Raw genomic sequence first — 13,023 nt, 5'->3', positions numbered from 1 at the left:
TCGTGGGCAAGCACGTAAAATGTTCCTGCAATCGCAGAAATCATTTTACTCTCTTGCCTGCATCGTATCCTTAAAACAAACTTCTATGGACATATTATTTCAATAAATTCGTGATCAGCCCCGCCGTCTCTTCAATGGCCTTATCCGTCACATCAATGACAGGGCAGCCCAGCCGTTCATACAACGACAGCGCATAATCGAGCTCCTCGCGGATCCGCTCAAGGGTCGCATACTGAACCTCATTCGGAAGCCCCATCACCTTGAGCCGTTCGCTGCGGATCTTCAGCAGATGCTCCGGCTCCATCGTCAAGCCGATGATCGTCCCCGTCTTCACCTCTTGAAGCTGCGAAGGCGGAGACAAATCCGGCACGATCGGATAATTGACCGTCTTGTAGCCTTTATGAGCAAGAAACATTGACAGCGGCGTCTTGGATATTCGCGAAACGCCAAGCAGGATGATGTCTGCCTTCAGGATCGCGCTGACATCCTTGCCGTCATCGTATTGAACGGCGAATTCCATCGCCTCCACTCGGCGGAAATACGTATCATCCAGGCGATGCAGCAAGCCGGGCAGCCGCTTCGGATAATCGTTGAAGGTGTCGGCGAAGGCCTGCATCATCGGTCCCATAATATCGACCGCGCGGATATTCAGCCTTACCGCCTCCTCCCGGATTACTTCCCGCAGCTCCGGCTGCACCAGCGTGTATGCTACAAATCCGCCCCGTCTGGCAACCTCCTCCATCAGCTCCGTAAGCTCTTCCTCGTCCCGAACATTCATATATCGCTTGATTTCGGCGTCTTCCAGCTCGAACTGCCGCAGCGTTGCCTGTACGACCGCTTCGGCCGTCTCCCCGATTGAATCTGAACAGATTGCTATAAAATGAGTCGATGCCTGATTCATCCGATTCCTCCCACTATTCCTCGGCTACCATGTCGAGCAGCATTTTGATGATATTAGTTTTGGTAATGCGTCCTACAACCTTCCAGTGATCCGGATTGCCGTCCTCTGACGGAACGACAACCGGCAGGCTGTCGATCTGCCTTGTTATGATTTTGCGGGCGGCATCAAGCACCGTATCCTCCGGCTGTACCGTGGTCACATTCGCCCGGCGGGTCATAATAAGGCTGACCGGCATGGACGAGGCCGACGGATTCCCCAGCGTCACCTTGAGCAGGTCCTTGCGGGACACGATGCCTGCAAGATGGCCGTCGGCATCGGTCACAATGAGGTTCCCCACGTTTTCAAGGAACAGGGCGACAACCGCCTCCTGGATCGTTGTGGTCTCCCTTATGATGATCGGAACGCCGTGGAGGTCGCCAACCTTCATTTTGAGCAGTCGGAACTTTTCCTCCCGATCAGGCTCGCCACGCTTTCCGAGAAAATATCCAACCTTAGGCTTTGCATCGATGTAATCCAGTATGACAAGCTTGGATAAATCGGTACGCAGAGTAGCCCGGCTAACGTTAAGCAGCTCCGCGATCTGATCTCCCGTAATCGGGGCATGCTTCTTTACGATATCGACGATTTCCAGCTGTCTTGGCGTCAGTTCGATAGTGATCCCTCCTGCTTCCATTTCCTCTGCTTGCGGATATAATACGTCATATATATTATATATGCAACATATTTTCGTCTAAAATGATGACATAAAGTATTAATATTTTTTGTATGGCCTATTAAAAAAATTGATAAAGATTGTTCTCCTGATGATCCTCGGGTCCCCATCTCATGCCTGACGCCAAATAAAATGCAGAAAATAAAAAGCATGCCCCGGAATGCACTTCCTAGGCATGCTTTGCTTAGATTAATGAACTTATGAATTCTGGGCAGTACTTCGCTCGCACTCTCCTTTGCCGCAGTATCCGTGAATGATTTTAACGCCGTCGGTGGGGATCGTATCAACCATTTCTTCACATCCGGAGCAAATAATAAGCCCCATATCCTGTCTTCCTTGAGCCACTCCTGCCTCTGGACTTGTCAACGCCTTCATTCCCATTTCCTCCTTAGCATTGTTTCGCATTGCTGCAAGGCAGATGTCCTTACTCCTTACCCAATGGTTCAACCTTCAATCCCTTCTCGCCGCATCCAGAACGGCTTCGCCCCACCCATCCTTTATTTTCCACTATATTGTTAATGTATTGGGTAAGAAATAAAGTTATGAGTAATTCATGGAGAATGAGCTTTAACTTCGGGTAAACTAAGGAAAAACGGCCGTACGCTGGAGGAAAAAATCACCATATATTCGGTATCCTGTGATAATATAGATTTCGGAAATCACCTGGAAATTGACACTGATCGACGGAGGGTTTGGATGAAAAACTTGTGGCAGCTCATTAAGAAAGGAAACACGTCTTCGGCCATCGCATCGCTTGGCAATACGGGACTTGCGATCATTAAAGCGATCGCTGCTTCCGTCAGCGGCAGCGGGACGATGTTCGCCTCCGCCATGCATTCTGTCGCCGACGCCGTGAACCAGGGGTTCGTATTCGTCGGCAGCGTGCTCGCCGAGCGAAAGCCGACCAAGAAGTTCCCTACAGGGTTCGGGAGGGTCATCAATCTGGTCTGTATGGTTGCGGTCATCGTCGTAACGATTATGGCCTATGAAACCATTCATAAAGGCTACAAGCTTCTTAAGCATCCGGAGGAGGCAACGAGCTTCTGGCTGAACTTCATTGTCCTGGCTATAGCGGTCTTGATTGACGGCGGCATCCTGATGAAGGCGATGAAGGAGATTTTAAAAGAAACCAGGACCGAAGCTGCCGGACTCGGCATGTTCCCGGCCGCCTTCAAAAACGCCGGCAAGGCCGCACCGCCTACCCGGCTTGTGTTCTATGAAGACATCGTCGCCACGCTGGGAGCGCTGTTTGCGCTGATCGCCATCGTATTTGCCCACTTCATGGACTTCCTGATCCTCGACGGCATCGCAACGATTCTGATCGGATGTCTGATGATCGGCGTAGCCTTCAAGGTCGGGTACGATAATATGGTCGGTCTGATCGGCGTTTCGGCGCCGAAGGACGTCGAGGAGAAGATCTCCCGGATCATCCTTGCGGACCCGGATGTGCGTGACATCAATCGGCTACGCATCGTGCAGGAAGGACGAAGCTACCATGTCGAGGCATACATCGAGCTGCGGCAAGGCATGTCCCTGGCCGAGGCCAGCGTATCCAAAATGCGGGTCAACTCCTTGCTGCTGCAAAACCCGGACATCTCCGATGTTACCCTGGGCATTCTGGAAGACGACAACATCCGGGTCTGGAACCCGAGCGCCGATCTTGGCAGCGAACCACAAAAGCCTTAAAGCCCAGCACCTGTCGCCCCCTCGCGAGCACTGAACAGTCCGCTGCAGCCATAAAAAAGGCGCCCGCAATCGCTTGATGCGGGGCGCCTTTTTGTGATCCGATTAATGATTTCTCCGCAGGAACTCGGCCATGCGGGCATAGGCGATTTTTTCGTTAGCCTTCTTCGTGATGCCATGCCCCTCATCCTCGAACACGATATACTCCACATCCCGTCCCTTGGCACGAAGCGCCTCAACGATCTGGTCCGATTCCGCTTGAACGACACGCGGGTCGTTCGCTCCCTGGATGATCAGCATCGGGTTCACCATGTTGTCCAGGTAGGTGATCGGCGAATCCTTGATGAACCGCTCCCGATCCCGCTCCGGATCGCCGAGCCAACGCTCCATGATCGGCTTCCAATGATCCGGAACCGAGTTGTAGAAGGTAAACAGATTGCTCACCCCCACGATGTCAATCGCCGCTTTGAAGTACTCGGGATTGCGGCCGGCCAGGAGCAAGGTCATATAACCGCCGTAGCTTCCACCCATAACAAAGAGCTTTTCCCGGCTTGAAATTCCCTGTTCGAACAGCCAATCCATTCCTGCAAGACAATCCTTGCGCGGCCCTTCGCCCCAGTCCTGCTCCACCAGCTTGACGAAGGAGCTGCCATAGCCTGTGCTGCCCCGGAAGTTCGGACAGAAGATATGGTATCCCTGTGCCAGGAGATACTGGAACATCGCCCGGAACTGCTTGCGCTCTGCGGCTTGCGGACCGCCATGCGGCCAGAAGACCGTATATCCGTTAGCCACTCCCTCCTTGGCCCGGAACAGCAGCGCTTCGATCTCCATGCCGTCAAAAGACGGGTACGTAACGGTCTCAGGTGAGCACAGATCCTCCTCTGTCAAGCCTGTCAACACGTTCTTCGTCAGCATGGTCCAGCTGCCGTCCTTGTAGCGGTAAATATTCAGGGGCTTGACCGCGCCGCGTGCCAGCAGGTACAGTGTCCCCGATTTCGTTACGTTCAGTTGCTCTACGATATCCGCCGGCAGAGGCAGCTCCGTCAATTCGCTGCTGTCCATGGAATAGGCATACAGCTTATCCTCCACGCCTTTTTCCGTCAGGATATAAAGCGTTCGGGAATCCTCATGCCAGCGCAGAAGCTGGACGCTCTCCCGTTCGATCCGGCACAGCGGCTCAAACTTCCGCTGGGAAATGTGATACGAGGCGACGTAAGAAAACTCGGAATCATAGTCCGTCGTAAACACGACATGATCGTTGTCGATAAACTGCACGCCGCCGGCGGTATGCACCTGCTCCGGCGACGGAGTCAGACACAGAGGCTCCCCGGATTCCCGCTGTACATAGCTTATGTAATAGGTATTGGCATACATTTTCGTATAAGCAATGGTCTTCTCGTCGGGACTCACGGCAGACAGCTCGGTGGCCGTATCCCGGCCTTCATGCAGAAGCTTCTTCTCTCTCGTCTCCAGATCATAGACCAGGGAGTTCAGACAGGACGGGTTGCCTTCCGATGTGACGTAATACAGCCTTCTGCCGTCCTCGGACAGATGTACGAAGAAATACTTGTCATCCGGATTGGCATCCTCGAATAACGGAATCGCTTCCCCGCCGCTCCAGCGCAGCGCGTGCATGTGATAGTTCTCATTGCCGTCGCGGTCAAACCCCGTAAGAATATGGCGCCCCTTGGGGTCCAGCTTAATGAAGCTTGCAGCCTGGTCATTGTAGGTGAGCGGGTAAGGATATGCCGTCTCCTCCCTCAGGTCCATCGCCCATAAATTGAACTTCCCGTTCATGCTGCTGCTGAATACCAGCCTGGACTCATCAGCGCTTACAGCAAAATTACGAATCAAATAAGTCTGGAAAAATTGCTCGACATCCGGTTTAGGAAATGGAATCATTCCTTTGCCTCCCTGTCCCTCTAATTATCCACAGGTTGATTAACTGGTGGATTATGCCAACGCAGCGGATTATCTCATATTATAGCGTAAATCATTTCCGCGAACATCCTGACATTGGCATGAGGGCAAATCCGTGATCGACAGTCTCGGCATGGTATTTTTTTACACCAAAAAGTGGTCTCCATGCTTTCACCGCCCGCTCTCTTAACAAGCCTATTCTTCGCGCGGCTCCTCCCTTGAGCCCGCATATCTCCATCAAGTTCCCATATATATGATAAGAACCAGGTTTCCATTAACGAAGGAGGGATCCTCGTGCACCAAGACGAGATTGCTGAGTTAGAGCGCTCCATTGCAGAGATTACCGAAATTGCATCAGGCTTCGGCCTTGATTTTTATCCCATGCGGTATGAGATCTGCCCGGCAGACATCATATACACCTTCGGCGCTTATGGCATGCCGACGCGGTTCAGCCACTGGAGCTTTGGTAAAACCTTCAATAAAATGAAGATGCAATACGATTTCGGTCTCAGTAAAATCTACGAGCTCGTGATCAATTCCAATCCGTGCTACGCTTTCCTCCTGGACGGCAATTCACTGATTCAGAACAAGCTGATCGTCGCCCATGTGCTCGCCCACTGCGATTTCTTCAAAAACAACGCCCGTTTTTCGGTCTCCAACCGCAATATGGTGGAGAGCATGTCCGCTACCGCCGAGCGGATATCCCGTTATGAGCTGGAGCATGGAACGGAAGCGGTCGAGCAATTCATTGACGCGGTTCTGGCGATCCAGGAGCATGTCGACCCTCAAATCCTAAAGCCCGAAAAACTCGACAAGCAGCGCTATAACGAGCGGCGGATGCTGGAGCGGCGGGAAGAGGCCAAACGCCAGAAGCCTCCCGGCCGGTACGATGATCTATGGGAGCTGGATGAAGACGAGGAAGAAAAGGGGGAGCAGGCTCCCGCCGCGCCAAAGCGGTTTCCGGCTGAGCCGGAGAAGGACATCATGTGGTTTATTCAGGAGCACTCCGATATTCTTGAGGATTGGCAGCGGGACATCATGAGCATGCTTCGCGAGGAGATGCTGTATTTCTGGCCGCAGATGGAGACGAAAATCATGAATGAAGGCTGGGCCTCGTACTGGCATCAGCGCATACTGCGGGAGATGGACCTGACCAGCGAGGAAACGGTGGAATTCGCCAAGCTGAACGCTTCCGTCGTCCAGCCGTCGCGCCACAGCCTGAACCCGTACTATCTGGGGCTTAAAATCTTCGAGGACATCGAACGGCGCTGGGACCGGGAGAAGATGTTCGACGTGAGGGAATACGACTCCGACATCTCGTTCCTTCGCAATTATTTGACCAAGGAGCTCGTTGAGGATCTGGACCTGTACGTATTCGAGAAGAAGGGCCCTGAGTGGAAAATTACGGACAAAGCGTGGGAAAACATTCGGGATCAGCTCGTCGTCTCCCGCGTAAACGGCGGCAACCCCTATCTGGTCGTCACCGACGGGGACCATCTTCGTTCCGGTGAGCTCATGATCAAGCATCTATTCGAAGGCATCGAGCTTGATCTGAAATACATGGAGCGCACAATACCGTACGTTTACCGGCTCTGGGGCAAGCCGGTGCATTTGCACAGCATGATCGAAGGCAAGCCGATTCTATTCTCCTATGACGGCAAGAAGCTCCACCGGCGATTTATTTGAATGACTTTTATCGCAGCTTCGATTCGTTTCTTCCGCATTAATAAAAATAGAAGCAGCATCCTCCCGGTGCAATCGCTCCGGTCCGTGGATGCTGCTTTTCATCTGTAAGATTTATCGCCAAGCACCGCCTTCGCTTTCGAATCAAACGGTGGCCTTCTCGGACTTCATCGGAGCCGATTCAGCTTCCAGATCATGCTTGTGCGCGTCATACTCGTGCTTTAAAGCCTCCAGGTCATCCGCGAGCTTCTCCATCATCTTCACGAAAGCCGCCAGCTCCTGGGAGCTTGCCGCCTGATTTCGGGCGTTCACCGAGGTCTTCTCGGACTCCTGCTCCACCAGGCCCAGCTTGCGTATAATCCCGATGACTTTGCTTTGGATCTCTTCCATCGCTTTTTTAGAATGCGTTGCAAGCTTTCTCACTTCGCCCGCCACCACCTCGAAGCCTCTTCCGAGCTCTCCGGCATGCGCAGCCTCAATCGCGGCATTCAGTCCGAGCAGATGGCTCTGGTCGGAGATTTCCCGGATCAGGCTGCCCATCTGCTCGATCTGGAGAATCTCCTCGCCAAGCTCGGCGGTCAGCGTATGGGCCTTCTCTTGAGCCTCCGCGGTTTTCATGGCATTATCGGCCATCAGCGCTGCACTTTGATCCAGCTCAACGATCATGGCGGTCAGCTCCTGCACCGCTTCTGTAATCGCTTCCAACATTTTCTGTTGATCCGTGACCAAATTTTGAATTTTTTCTTTCTCCTTCATCTCATAAGCCTCCAGAACGAGCTGAGAATCCAGATTGAACATTTTGCTGAGTGCATGCACGACATGCGTCCATTGCTCAGGAAGCAGCTGCTTAAACAGATCTGCTGCAATATCCAAATATAGCATATAGCTGCCGAGATAATAATCGGTGTTCAGCCCGATTCTCGAATGAACTTGTCCGATCTTAATCCGGTTCTCGAGATATGCCTCATCCACCCGGCCTTCTGCAAGCGACAACCAATATACCCGCTGGGTTTCCTTCAGCCGCTCCATGGTCGACATTCGGTTAATAATCTGCATGAGCTGCGGCTGTTCGCCGATTCTCGCATAAAACCGGTCCACCACCTCCTCGACAACCTTGACAAACACATCGCGGTGCTGTACAAGCAGCTCTAAATCATGCTCACGTAGTCCGATATACTCCAGCTGCTGACGTCTTTTCGGTGAAACATCCATCATGACGAAATCCTTCACTCCTAAATAGAATGATCCCTGTTACAGGTCTAAGTACTTAGGGTTCATTATAGACTATATTTACCAATCAAGGCATAATGCTAAAGTCCTAATTGAGTGTATAAAATCACATCTTGCCATTGCCTGAATATGCAAGTTAAATCGAAAATGCGATCATACCGGACGAGTTTCGATACCCCCATGCAGACAGAAACAAGCTGCGCTGGCGGTAACCATTTACCGCCAGCGCAGCTCGCCTTCAACCTTCGTTTGGATTACCGCTCCCAAGCATTCTCCCTCTGCGTAATCCCTAACAGCTGACCGGGCTGACTCCAAAACAGGCTATGCCCCCCGCCGGTTGCATTTTTTTTTGCGAGTCCTTCCGCTCCTGACGTTTAGTCTCACTTCCCGCAAGAACGGTGGATGACGCCAGCTCTCAGGACGAAAGTTATCGGTTCAGCAGACTGCCTACGTACCGCAGCAGCTCATTGGCGCAGACCGGGCAGTAGCCGTGCTCCTCGATCAGTCTGGAGCTGACTTCGTTAATGCGTTTCAGCTGCACCGCATCCGGCGTTTTTGTGGAGGTGGTGATTTTGACGATGTCTTTGAGATCTGCGAACAGCTTCTTCTCGATCGCTTCGCGCAGGCGCTCATGATTATGGTACTCGAACTTCTTCCCTTTGCGCGAATACGCCGAGATGCGAATCATGATTTCCTCGCGGAAGGCCTTCTTGGCATTCTCTGATACCCCGATCTGTTCCTCGATGGAACGCATCAATCTTTCATCCGGATCCATCTCCTCGTCGGTCAGCGGATCGCGGATCTTGGTCCAGTTGCAGAAGGCCTCAATATTATCAAGATAGTTCTCGAACAGCGTCTTGGCCGACTCTTCAAAGGAATAGACAAACGCCTTTTGAACTTCCTTCTTGGCCAGCTCATCATACTCTTTGCGCGCGGCTGCAATAAAGTTCAAATACCGCTCCCGCTCCTCCTTGGTAATGGAAGCGTGCTGATCCAGCCCATCCTTAATCGCCCGCAGCATATCCAGCGCGTTAATGCACTGAAGATCCTGCTTAATAAGAGCACTTGAGATCCGGTTAATGACATACCGGGGATCCACGCCGGACATGCCTTCCTCTAAATATTCGCTCTGCATCTCTTTCAGATCGGCTTCCTTGTAGCCCTCCACTTCCTCCCCGTCGTACATGCGCATTTTCTTGATCAGGTCCATTCCCTGCTTCTTCGTTTCCTTCAAACGGGTCAATATGGAGAATATTGCGGCGGAACGCAATGCATGCGGCGCAATATGGATATGCTTCATGTCGCTCTGCCCGATCAGCTTGGCATAGATTTTCTCTTCATCGCTGACCCTGAGGTTATACGGGATCGGCATGACGATCATCCGGGATTGGAGCGCCTCGTTCTTCTTATTGGCGATAAAGGCTTTGTATTCCGCTTCGTTCGTATGGGCCACAATCAGCTCATAGTCAGTGCACTCATTAATCTAAATAATCATGATTTAATTTTACGCTGCATACTCATATTCTAAGGGAGGAGTTCAAGACAATGCGAACGTATATTATTCGATTTAACCATCCAGTTCACGGATCTATTCATGCGGAGATTGTTGCCGGAACTGAGGCAGATGCGCGAGAGGATTTTGATCGCCGTTTTCCTGATTGCGAAATTCTCACTTCTTATGAAAAACAGTACAAACATCGGACCTGATATGATCATGAGAGAGGTGTTTGTCTGTTCCGATAGATACATGATATAGTAACGATACAAATATCGGGAGGCGTTCATATGGCCTTTAAGGGTTTTAGAAAGGATCATCGAGGAAATTGGTTTGGCGGTGGGAGTCACACTCATATGCTGTATGTGTCTGAGGATAATAACTATGAATTTTATATTATTAATGAGCAAGATGAACATATCATACGAGTTAGGGATGAGCAACAAATTGAATTGATGCACTGCATGCATGGAACTGAGCTGGATCGAGAACGATTTGATTGGTTAATTAATAAAGCAGGTTTTAAATATTTTGATAGCGTGGACGATTATCGAGCCCATTATAAAGAAATGATCGAAGGTCTAAAAAGTTGATTTGATTCGCAGAACAGAGAAAAGCCGCTCATTTATTTTGAGCGGCTTTCTTCTTTGCTTGTCTGATCGCAATTTCAGCGATCGTTTTGTAGAGATCGTCCAGAGCGCTTGTTGGTTCGTCACATGGAGGAATGACAATGCCAATGAGTCCGTTTTTCCCTTCGATGTATTTTGTGACACGCTCTTTTATATCGACCTCTTGTTCATGCTGGACAGGTGCCTGGGTGGAATCCATGTGCTTTGCCCCCTCCTCTGTGCTGCTTAGGTAATGTTTATTCAAGAAAGATCCTCGTAATGTTCCCCTTTTGGAGGGGTAAGTAATTTTTTTATATCGATGATCTTGAAATAATCCAGATTAAAAGCCAGCCTGTAAAACGCTGTCCATCTGATCTTTGCGTAAAGGTCTTTGCTGATCGGCGGATTAAAGATGAAGTTGTAAACCTTCAGATCCGTTACAGTCTCATCCTTCATATAGCGTTCTTGAATTAGGAGACGTTCTCGGGGGTACAACTTGTTCACTGCCCTCTCGACCTTCTCGCAATACTGCTGCCTTACTTGTGGTTCGTACACGTTGTAAATGGCAACATCGGCGGTCTGATCGCTGGTTACATTTGTAGGCCCATGAAATCGTTCCGTGCTGCTGGCTGTTATACTCGCTTCACGTTCCTCGAATGTTATTGTCTTGAATATGCGGTACTTTTCCAGAGCCGACTCGACAGCTGCCTGCGTTTTCTTCCTATCCAATTCGGGAAGCTCGAATGACATCTGGGTCATTTCTTCACCTCAATTTCTGTTGACTGGAGAAAAGTCTCCCCCGGCCGGAGCCGGGGCTTGTTTCTTACACTCAATCAAAGCGGCAGGTCATCGTCATCCGGCATCGGCGGGCCGTCTTCCTCAGCTGCAACAGCAACCTCATCAATGGTTACTTGATTCTTGTCCTCGACCTCTACCGTCCCATCCGGATTGATCTTGCCGCGGACGCCTTCCCTCGGCTCATTAAACTCCTCAATGCTCATCTGGCTTGGCGCCACTCCAAGTTCTACATTACGGCCGGCGAATTCGTAAAGCTTTTGAGCCTTGCCATCCCGGTCCCCTTTAATGCCGAATTTCATGACAGTCTTCTTGCTATCGCGTTGCATGGAGATAAACTCGGCCGATACATCCCCGCATACATCATCTCCTCCGACTTTCAGGGAGAGAACTACAATGCTTCCGGAGAGCTCGAACAGCTCCATCTCTTCGCCAGCATCCTCGGATCCCTTGATTTCGAACTTGAGGATTTCTTTCTTGTCATCTTTCTGCATGGACTTAAAAAGCACGTTCATATTGATCATTGGTTATTTCCCCTCTCAGATTATTTTCTTTGAATCGTTCCCGTCCCACTTACTAGAACCAATCTATCGTTGACATATTCGACTTTACGAATGCTCGTGACCACAATTATTTTTCCTTCTACGTGGATGCCTGAACCGATCTCCAATCGCTGTGGGGATTCAATGACTACGCTGAACTTTGTTCCTTTGCTCAATACTCCCCACCTCGCTTAAGATACTTGCCGCTGTACCCCTTCCGCGGCGCGGTGATCTCATATTTCAATCCGCTGTTTCTTGGCTCAGGTGGCTTGTCTGCTCCGATCGCCTTGAGATGAGCAGCAATCTTTTCTGGCGGCCAAAACTCACTTTTCCCTTTATCCAGCATCGGACTCACCTCCACCCTCAAACCGATATATGATTTCATCTACGACCTCGTCGATCCCCGGCTCATATGTCCATTCCTCTTCGAACCTTTGCTTCAACCAATCCAGCGAAGCCTGGTAACGTGCCAGTTCTCGGGCCTGATCATGGAACCGCTGCTTGTCTGCCTGGTAATCACAGCGAATGCGGGCCAACTCGTCATAGGCATATTCCAGGGCATTAATCAGCTCGAACACCTCATCCCGCAGATGAGCCTCTTCGTTCCGGGCATTGTCTGCCTTATCCCACATTTCAGATCGATGATCGGCATCTATTATTTTTCGATTCATCCATGAGGCACCTCCCGCAGTTCAGGATTCTCGTAGATGTTTCCAACAACCGTGATGTAAGGCAACATTCGATGAAGCAGCCAGCTGCCGCAGCATAATTCCATGCGATCGTTGTATCCGACTTCGTATATGCCGTCGACCCGCATGTTCGGACCCTGGAACGGGTGTCCCTTGATCTCTACCAGGTCTCGATCGAATATGTTTTTGCGTTCAATGTCATCCAGGCCAGTGTATTGCATCAAAACATATTCCGAGTCCTCGCCGCCGCTGCCGCAGCCATTCTGGAGATTGTAGTAAAAAGCCTTACCGTCTTCATCAAAGGAAATGGAGTCATGGATGTCCTCGCCGCAAACGTGCATTTTCCTCAAATCTTTATCCCATACTCGAAATTTGAGATGCTTCATAGCTTCTTCCCGCCATGCCGCCGCGGCCGGGTGGCGTTATACGTCATCTTTTGGGTTATCGCTCTCTCCAGGTCGATGCCGTACCGCCCGCAGGCGTCGAACACTCGAATCACGATATCGGCCAGTTCTGAAGGGATGCCGCATGGTTTAAAATCAGGCGCAACTTGCTCTCTGAATTGAACAATATCTCCATCGTAATTCTTCGCCTCAAACCAGACTTCCGTCGGCAGCTTGCCGTTCCGATGATCCTCCAGCGCTTCCGATGCTTCCGAGTGGATCAGCGCGATGATCTCCCCGAAGCTTCTCGGTTCGTCCCACCAGCCCTTTGATACTGCATTTTGATGTGCTGCCTGCACCAATTCATTTATGGATTTCATCC

The 13,023-nt window shown here is 50.9% G+C and carries 15 protein-coding genes and 1 pseudogene; 3 read left to right on the top strand and 13 right to left on the bottom strand.

The window, feature by feature from the left end; genetic code table 11:
• Positions 1 to 94: 94 nt before the first annotated feature.
• The 3 genes from NSQ46_RS07145 to NSQ46_RS07135 form a co-directional block, all read right to left on the bottom strand.
• Entirely contained in the window at positions 95 to 901 is an 807-nt protein-coding gene (locus NSQ46_RS07145) for a pyruvate, water dikinase regulatory protein (RefSeq protein ID WP_007127317.1), read from the bottom strand.
• 13 nt (positions 902 to 914) lie between these two features.
• Positions 915 to 1,574, bottom strand: a complete 660-nt coding sequence (locus NSQ46_RS07140) for a helix-turn-helix transcriptional regulator (protein ID WP_007127316.1) — start codon at positions 1,572 to 1,574, stop codon at positions 915 to 917.
• 237 nt (positions 1,575 to 1,811) lie between these two features.
• Positions 1,812 to 1,988, bottom strand: coding sequence for a GapA-binding peptide SR1P (locus NSQ46_RS07135; RefSeq protein ID WP_007127315.1), 177 nt, complete (start codon positions 1,986 to 1,988; stop codon positions 1,812 to 1,814).
• 321 nt (positions 1,989 to 2,309) lie between these two features.
• Here NSQ46_RS07135 and NSQ46_RS07130 point away from each other — a divergent pair, with 321 nt between their 5' ends.
• Positions 2,310 to 3,299, top strand: coding sequence for a cation diffusion facilitator family transporter (locus NSQ46_RS07130; RefSeq protein WP_342576578.1), 990 nt, complete (start codon positions 2,310 to 2,312; stop codon positions 3,297 to 3,299).
• A 102-nt stretch (positions 3,300 to 3,401) separates the two neighbouring features.
• Here NSQ46_RS07130 and NSQ46_RS07125 read toward each other — a convergent pair whose 3' ends face one another.
• Positions 3,402 to 5,198, bottom strand: coding sequence for a S9 family peptidase (locus NSQ46_RS07125; RefSeq protein ID WP_342576577.1), 1,797 nt, complete (start codon positions 5,196 to 5,198; stop codon positions 3,402 to 3,404).
• Between the two features lie 312 nt (positions 5,199 to 5,510).
• Here NSQ46_RS07125 and NSQ46_RS07120 point away from each other — a divergent pair, with 312 nt between their 5' ends.
• Positions 5,511 to 6,902: a SpoVR family protein gene (locus tag NSQ46_RS07120; protein WP_342576576.1), complete on the top strand. Its 1,392-nt coding sequence runs from the start codon at positions 5,511 to 5,513 to the stop codon at positions 6,900 to 6,902.
• A 141-nt stretch (positions 6,903 to 7,043) separates the two neighbouring features.
• Here the strand turns inward: NSQ46_RS07120 and NSQ46_RS07115 are convergent, their stop codons facing one another.
• Positions 7,044 to 8,114, bottom strand: a complete 1,071-nt coding sequence (locus tag NSQ46_RS07115; RefSeq protein ID WP_342576575.1) for a globin-coupled sensor protein — start codon at positions 8,112 to 8,114, stop codon at positions 7,044 to 7,046.
• A 442-nt stretch (positions 8,115 to 8,556) separates the two neighbouring features.
• Positions 8,557 to 9,611: pseudogene (locus NSQ46_RS07110) on the bottom strand (protein prkA); the annotation flags it as partial.
• A gap of 303 nt (positions 9,612 to 9,914) precedes the next feature.
• On the opposite strand from NSQ46_RS07110, the gene NSQ46_RS07105 reads away from it, so the two are divergent.
• A complete protein-coding gene (locus tag NSQ46_RS07105) occupies positions 9,915 to 10,217 on the top strand; it encodes a hypothetical protein (RefSeq protein ID WP_342576574.1) in 303 nt (100 codons plus the stop codon).
• 28 nt (positions 10,218 to 10,245) lie between these two features.
• Here the strand turns inward: NSQ46_RS07105 and NSQ46_RS07100 are convergent, their stop codons facing one another.
• The 7 genes from NSQ46_RS07100 to NSQ46_RS07070 form a co-directional block, all read right to left on the bottom strand.
• Positions 10,246 to 10,452: a hypothetical protein gene (locus NSQ46_RS07100; RefSeq protein ID WP_342576573.1), complete on the bottom strand. Its 207-nt coding sequence runs from the start codon at positions 10,450 to 10,452 to the stop codon at positions 10,246 to 10,248.
• Between the two features lie 41 nt (positions 10,453 to 10,493).
• Entirely contained in the window at positions 10,494 to 10,982 is a 489-nt protein-coding gene (locus tag NSQ46_RS07095) for an ArpU family phage packaging/lysis transcriptional regulator (RefSeq protein ID WP_342576978.1), read from the bottom strand.
• A gap of 83 nt (positions 10,983 to 11,065) precedes the next feature.
• Positions 11,066 to 11,551 (bottom strand): hypothetical protein, encoded by a 486-nt coding sequence (locus NSQ46_RS07090; RefSeq protein WP_342576572.1) that lies wholly within the window; start codon positions 11,549 to 11,551, stop codon positions 11,066 to 11,068.
• A 190-nt stretch (positions 11,552 to 11,741) separates the two neighbouring features.
• Complete coding sequence (locus tag NSQ46_RS07085) at positions 11,742 to 11,915, bottom strand: hypothetical protein (protein ID WP_186311225.1); 174 nt, start codon at positions 11,913 to 11,915, stop codon at positions 11,742 to 11,744.
• Positions 11,905 to 12,240 (bottom strand): hypothetical protein, encoded by a 336-nt coding sequence (locus tag NSQ46_RS07080; RefSeq protein ID WP_342576571.1) that lies wholly within the window; start codon positions 12,238 to 12,240, stop codon positions 11,905 to 11,907. Before NSQ46_RS07080 ends, NSQ46_RS07085 begins: the two co-directional genes overlap by 11 nt.
• Positions 12,237 to 12,644, bottom strand: a complete 408-nt coding sequence (locus NSQ46_RS07075) for a YopX family protein (RefSeq protein ID WP_144879655.1) — start codon at positions 12,642 to 12,644, stop codon at positions 12,237 to 12,239. The genes NSQ46_RS07080 and NSQ46_RS07075 overlap by 4 nt, the downstream gene beginning before the upstream one ends.
• Complete coding sequence (locus NSQ46_RS07070) at positions 12,641 to 13,021, bottom strand: hypothetical protein (RefSeq protein WP_342576570.1); 381 nt, start codon at positions 13,019 to 13,021, stop codon at positions 12,641 to 12,643. Before NSQ46_RS07070 ends, NSQ46_RS07075 begins: the two co-directional genes overlap by 4 nt.
• Positions 13,022 to 13,023 lie beyond the last annotated feature (2 nt).

The sequence above is a fragment of the Paenibacillus sp. FSL M8-0142 genome, from assembly GCF_038597315.1.
In the GTDB taxonomy this organism is placed as follows: Bacteria; Bacillota; Bacilli; order Paenibacillales; family Paenibacillaceae; genus Paenibacillus_AQ; species Paenibacillus_AQ lactis.
Note: the sequence above shows the minus strand (reverse complement) of the source record. Positions and strands in the feature narration are given on the sequence as shown.

Bases quoted from the DNA above. Each gene is read 5' to 3' on its own strand.
- NSQ46_RS07100 (WP_342576573.1), bottom strand. From the start codon at position 10,452: ATGGATTCCACCCAGGCACCTGTCCAGCATGAACAAGAGGTCGATATA.
- NSQ46_RS07140 (WP_007127316.1), bottom strand. From the start codon at position 1,574: ATGGAAGCAGGAGGGATCACTATCGAACTGACGCCAAGACAGCTGGAA.
- NSQ46_RS07105 (WP_342576574.1), top strand. From the start codon at position 9,915: ATGGCCTTTAAGGGTTTTAGAAAGGATCATCGAGGAAATTGGTTTGGC.
- NSQ46_RS07075 (WP_144879655.1), bottom strand. From the start codon at position 12,644: ATGAAGCATCTCAAATTTCGAGTATGGGATAAAGATTTGAGGAAAATG.
- NSQ46_RS07115 (WP_342576575.1), bottom strand. From the start codon at position 8,114: ATGATGGATGTTTCACCGAAAAGACGTCAGCAGCTGGAGTATATCGGA.
- NSQ46_RS07070 (WP_342576570.1), bottom strand. From the start codon at position 13,021: ATGAAATCCATAAATGAATTGGTGCAGGCAGCACATCAAAATGCAGTA.
- NSQ46_RS07080 (WP_342576571.1), bottom strand. From the start codon at position 12,240: ATGAATCGAAAAATAATAGATGCCGATCATCGATCTGAAATGTGGGAT.
- NSQ46_RS07085 (WP_186311225.1), bottom strand. From the start codon at position 11,915: ATGCTGGATAAAGGGAAAAGTGAGTTTTGGCCGCCAGAAAAGATTGCT.
- NSQ46_RS07135 (WP_007127315.1), bottom strand. From the start codon at position 1,988: ATGAAGGCGTTGACAAGTCCAGAGGCAGGAGTGGCTCAAGGAAGACAG.
- NSQ46_RS07125 (WP_342576577.1), bottom strand. From the start codon at position 5,198: ATGATTCCATTTCCTAAACCGGATGTCGAGCAATTTTTCCAGACTTAT.
- NSQ46_RS07145 (WP_007127317.1), bottom strand. From the start codon at position 901: ATGAATCAGGCATCGACTCATTTTATAGCAATCTGTTCAGATTCAATC.
- NSQ46_RS07090 (WP_342576572.1), bottom strand. From the start codon at position 11,551: ATGATCAATATGAACGTGCTTTTTAAGTCCATGCAGAAAGATGACAAG.
- NSQ46_RS07130 (WP_342576578.1), top strand. From the start codon at position 2,310: ATGAAAAACTTGTGGCAGCTCATTAAGAAAGGAAACACGTCTTCGGCC.
- NSQ46_RS07095 (WP_342576978.1), bottom strand. From the start codon at position 10,982: ATGTCATTCGAGCTTCCCGAATTGGATAGGAAGAAAACGCAGGCAGCT.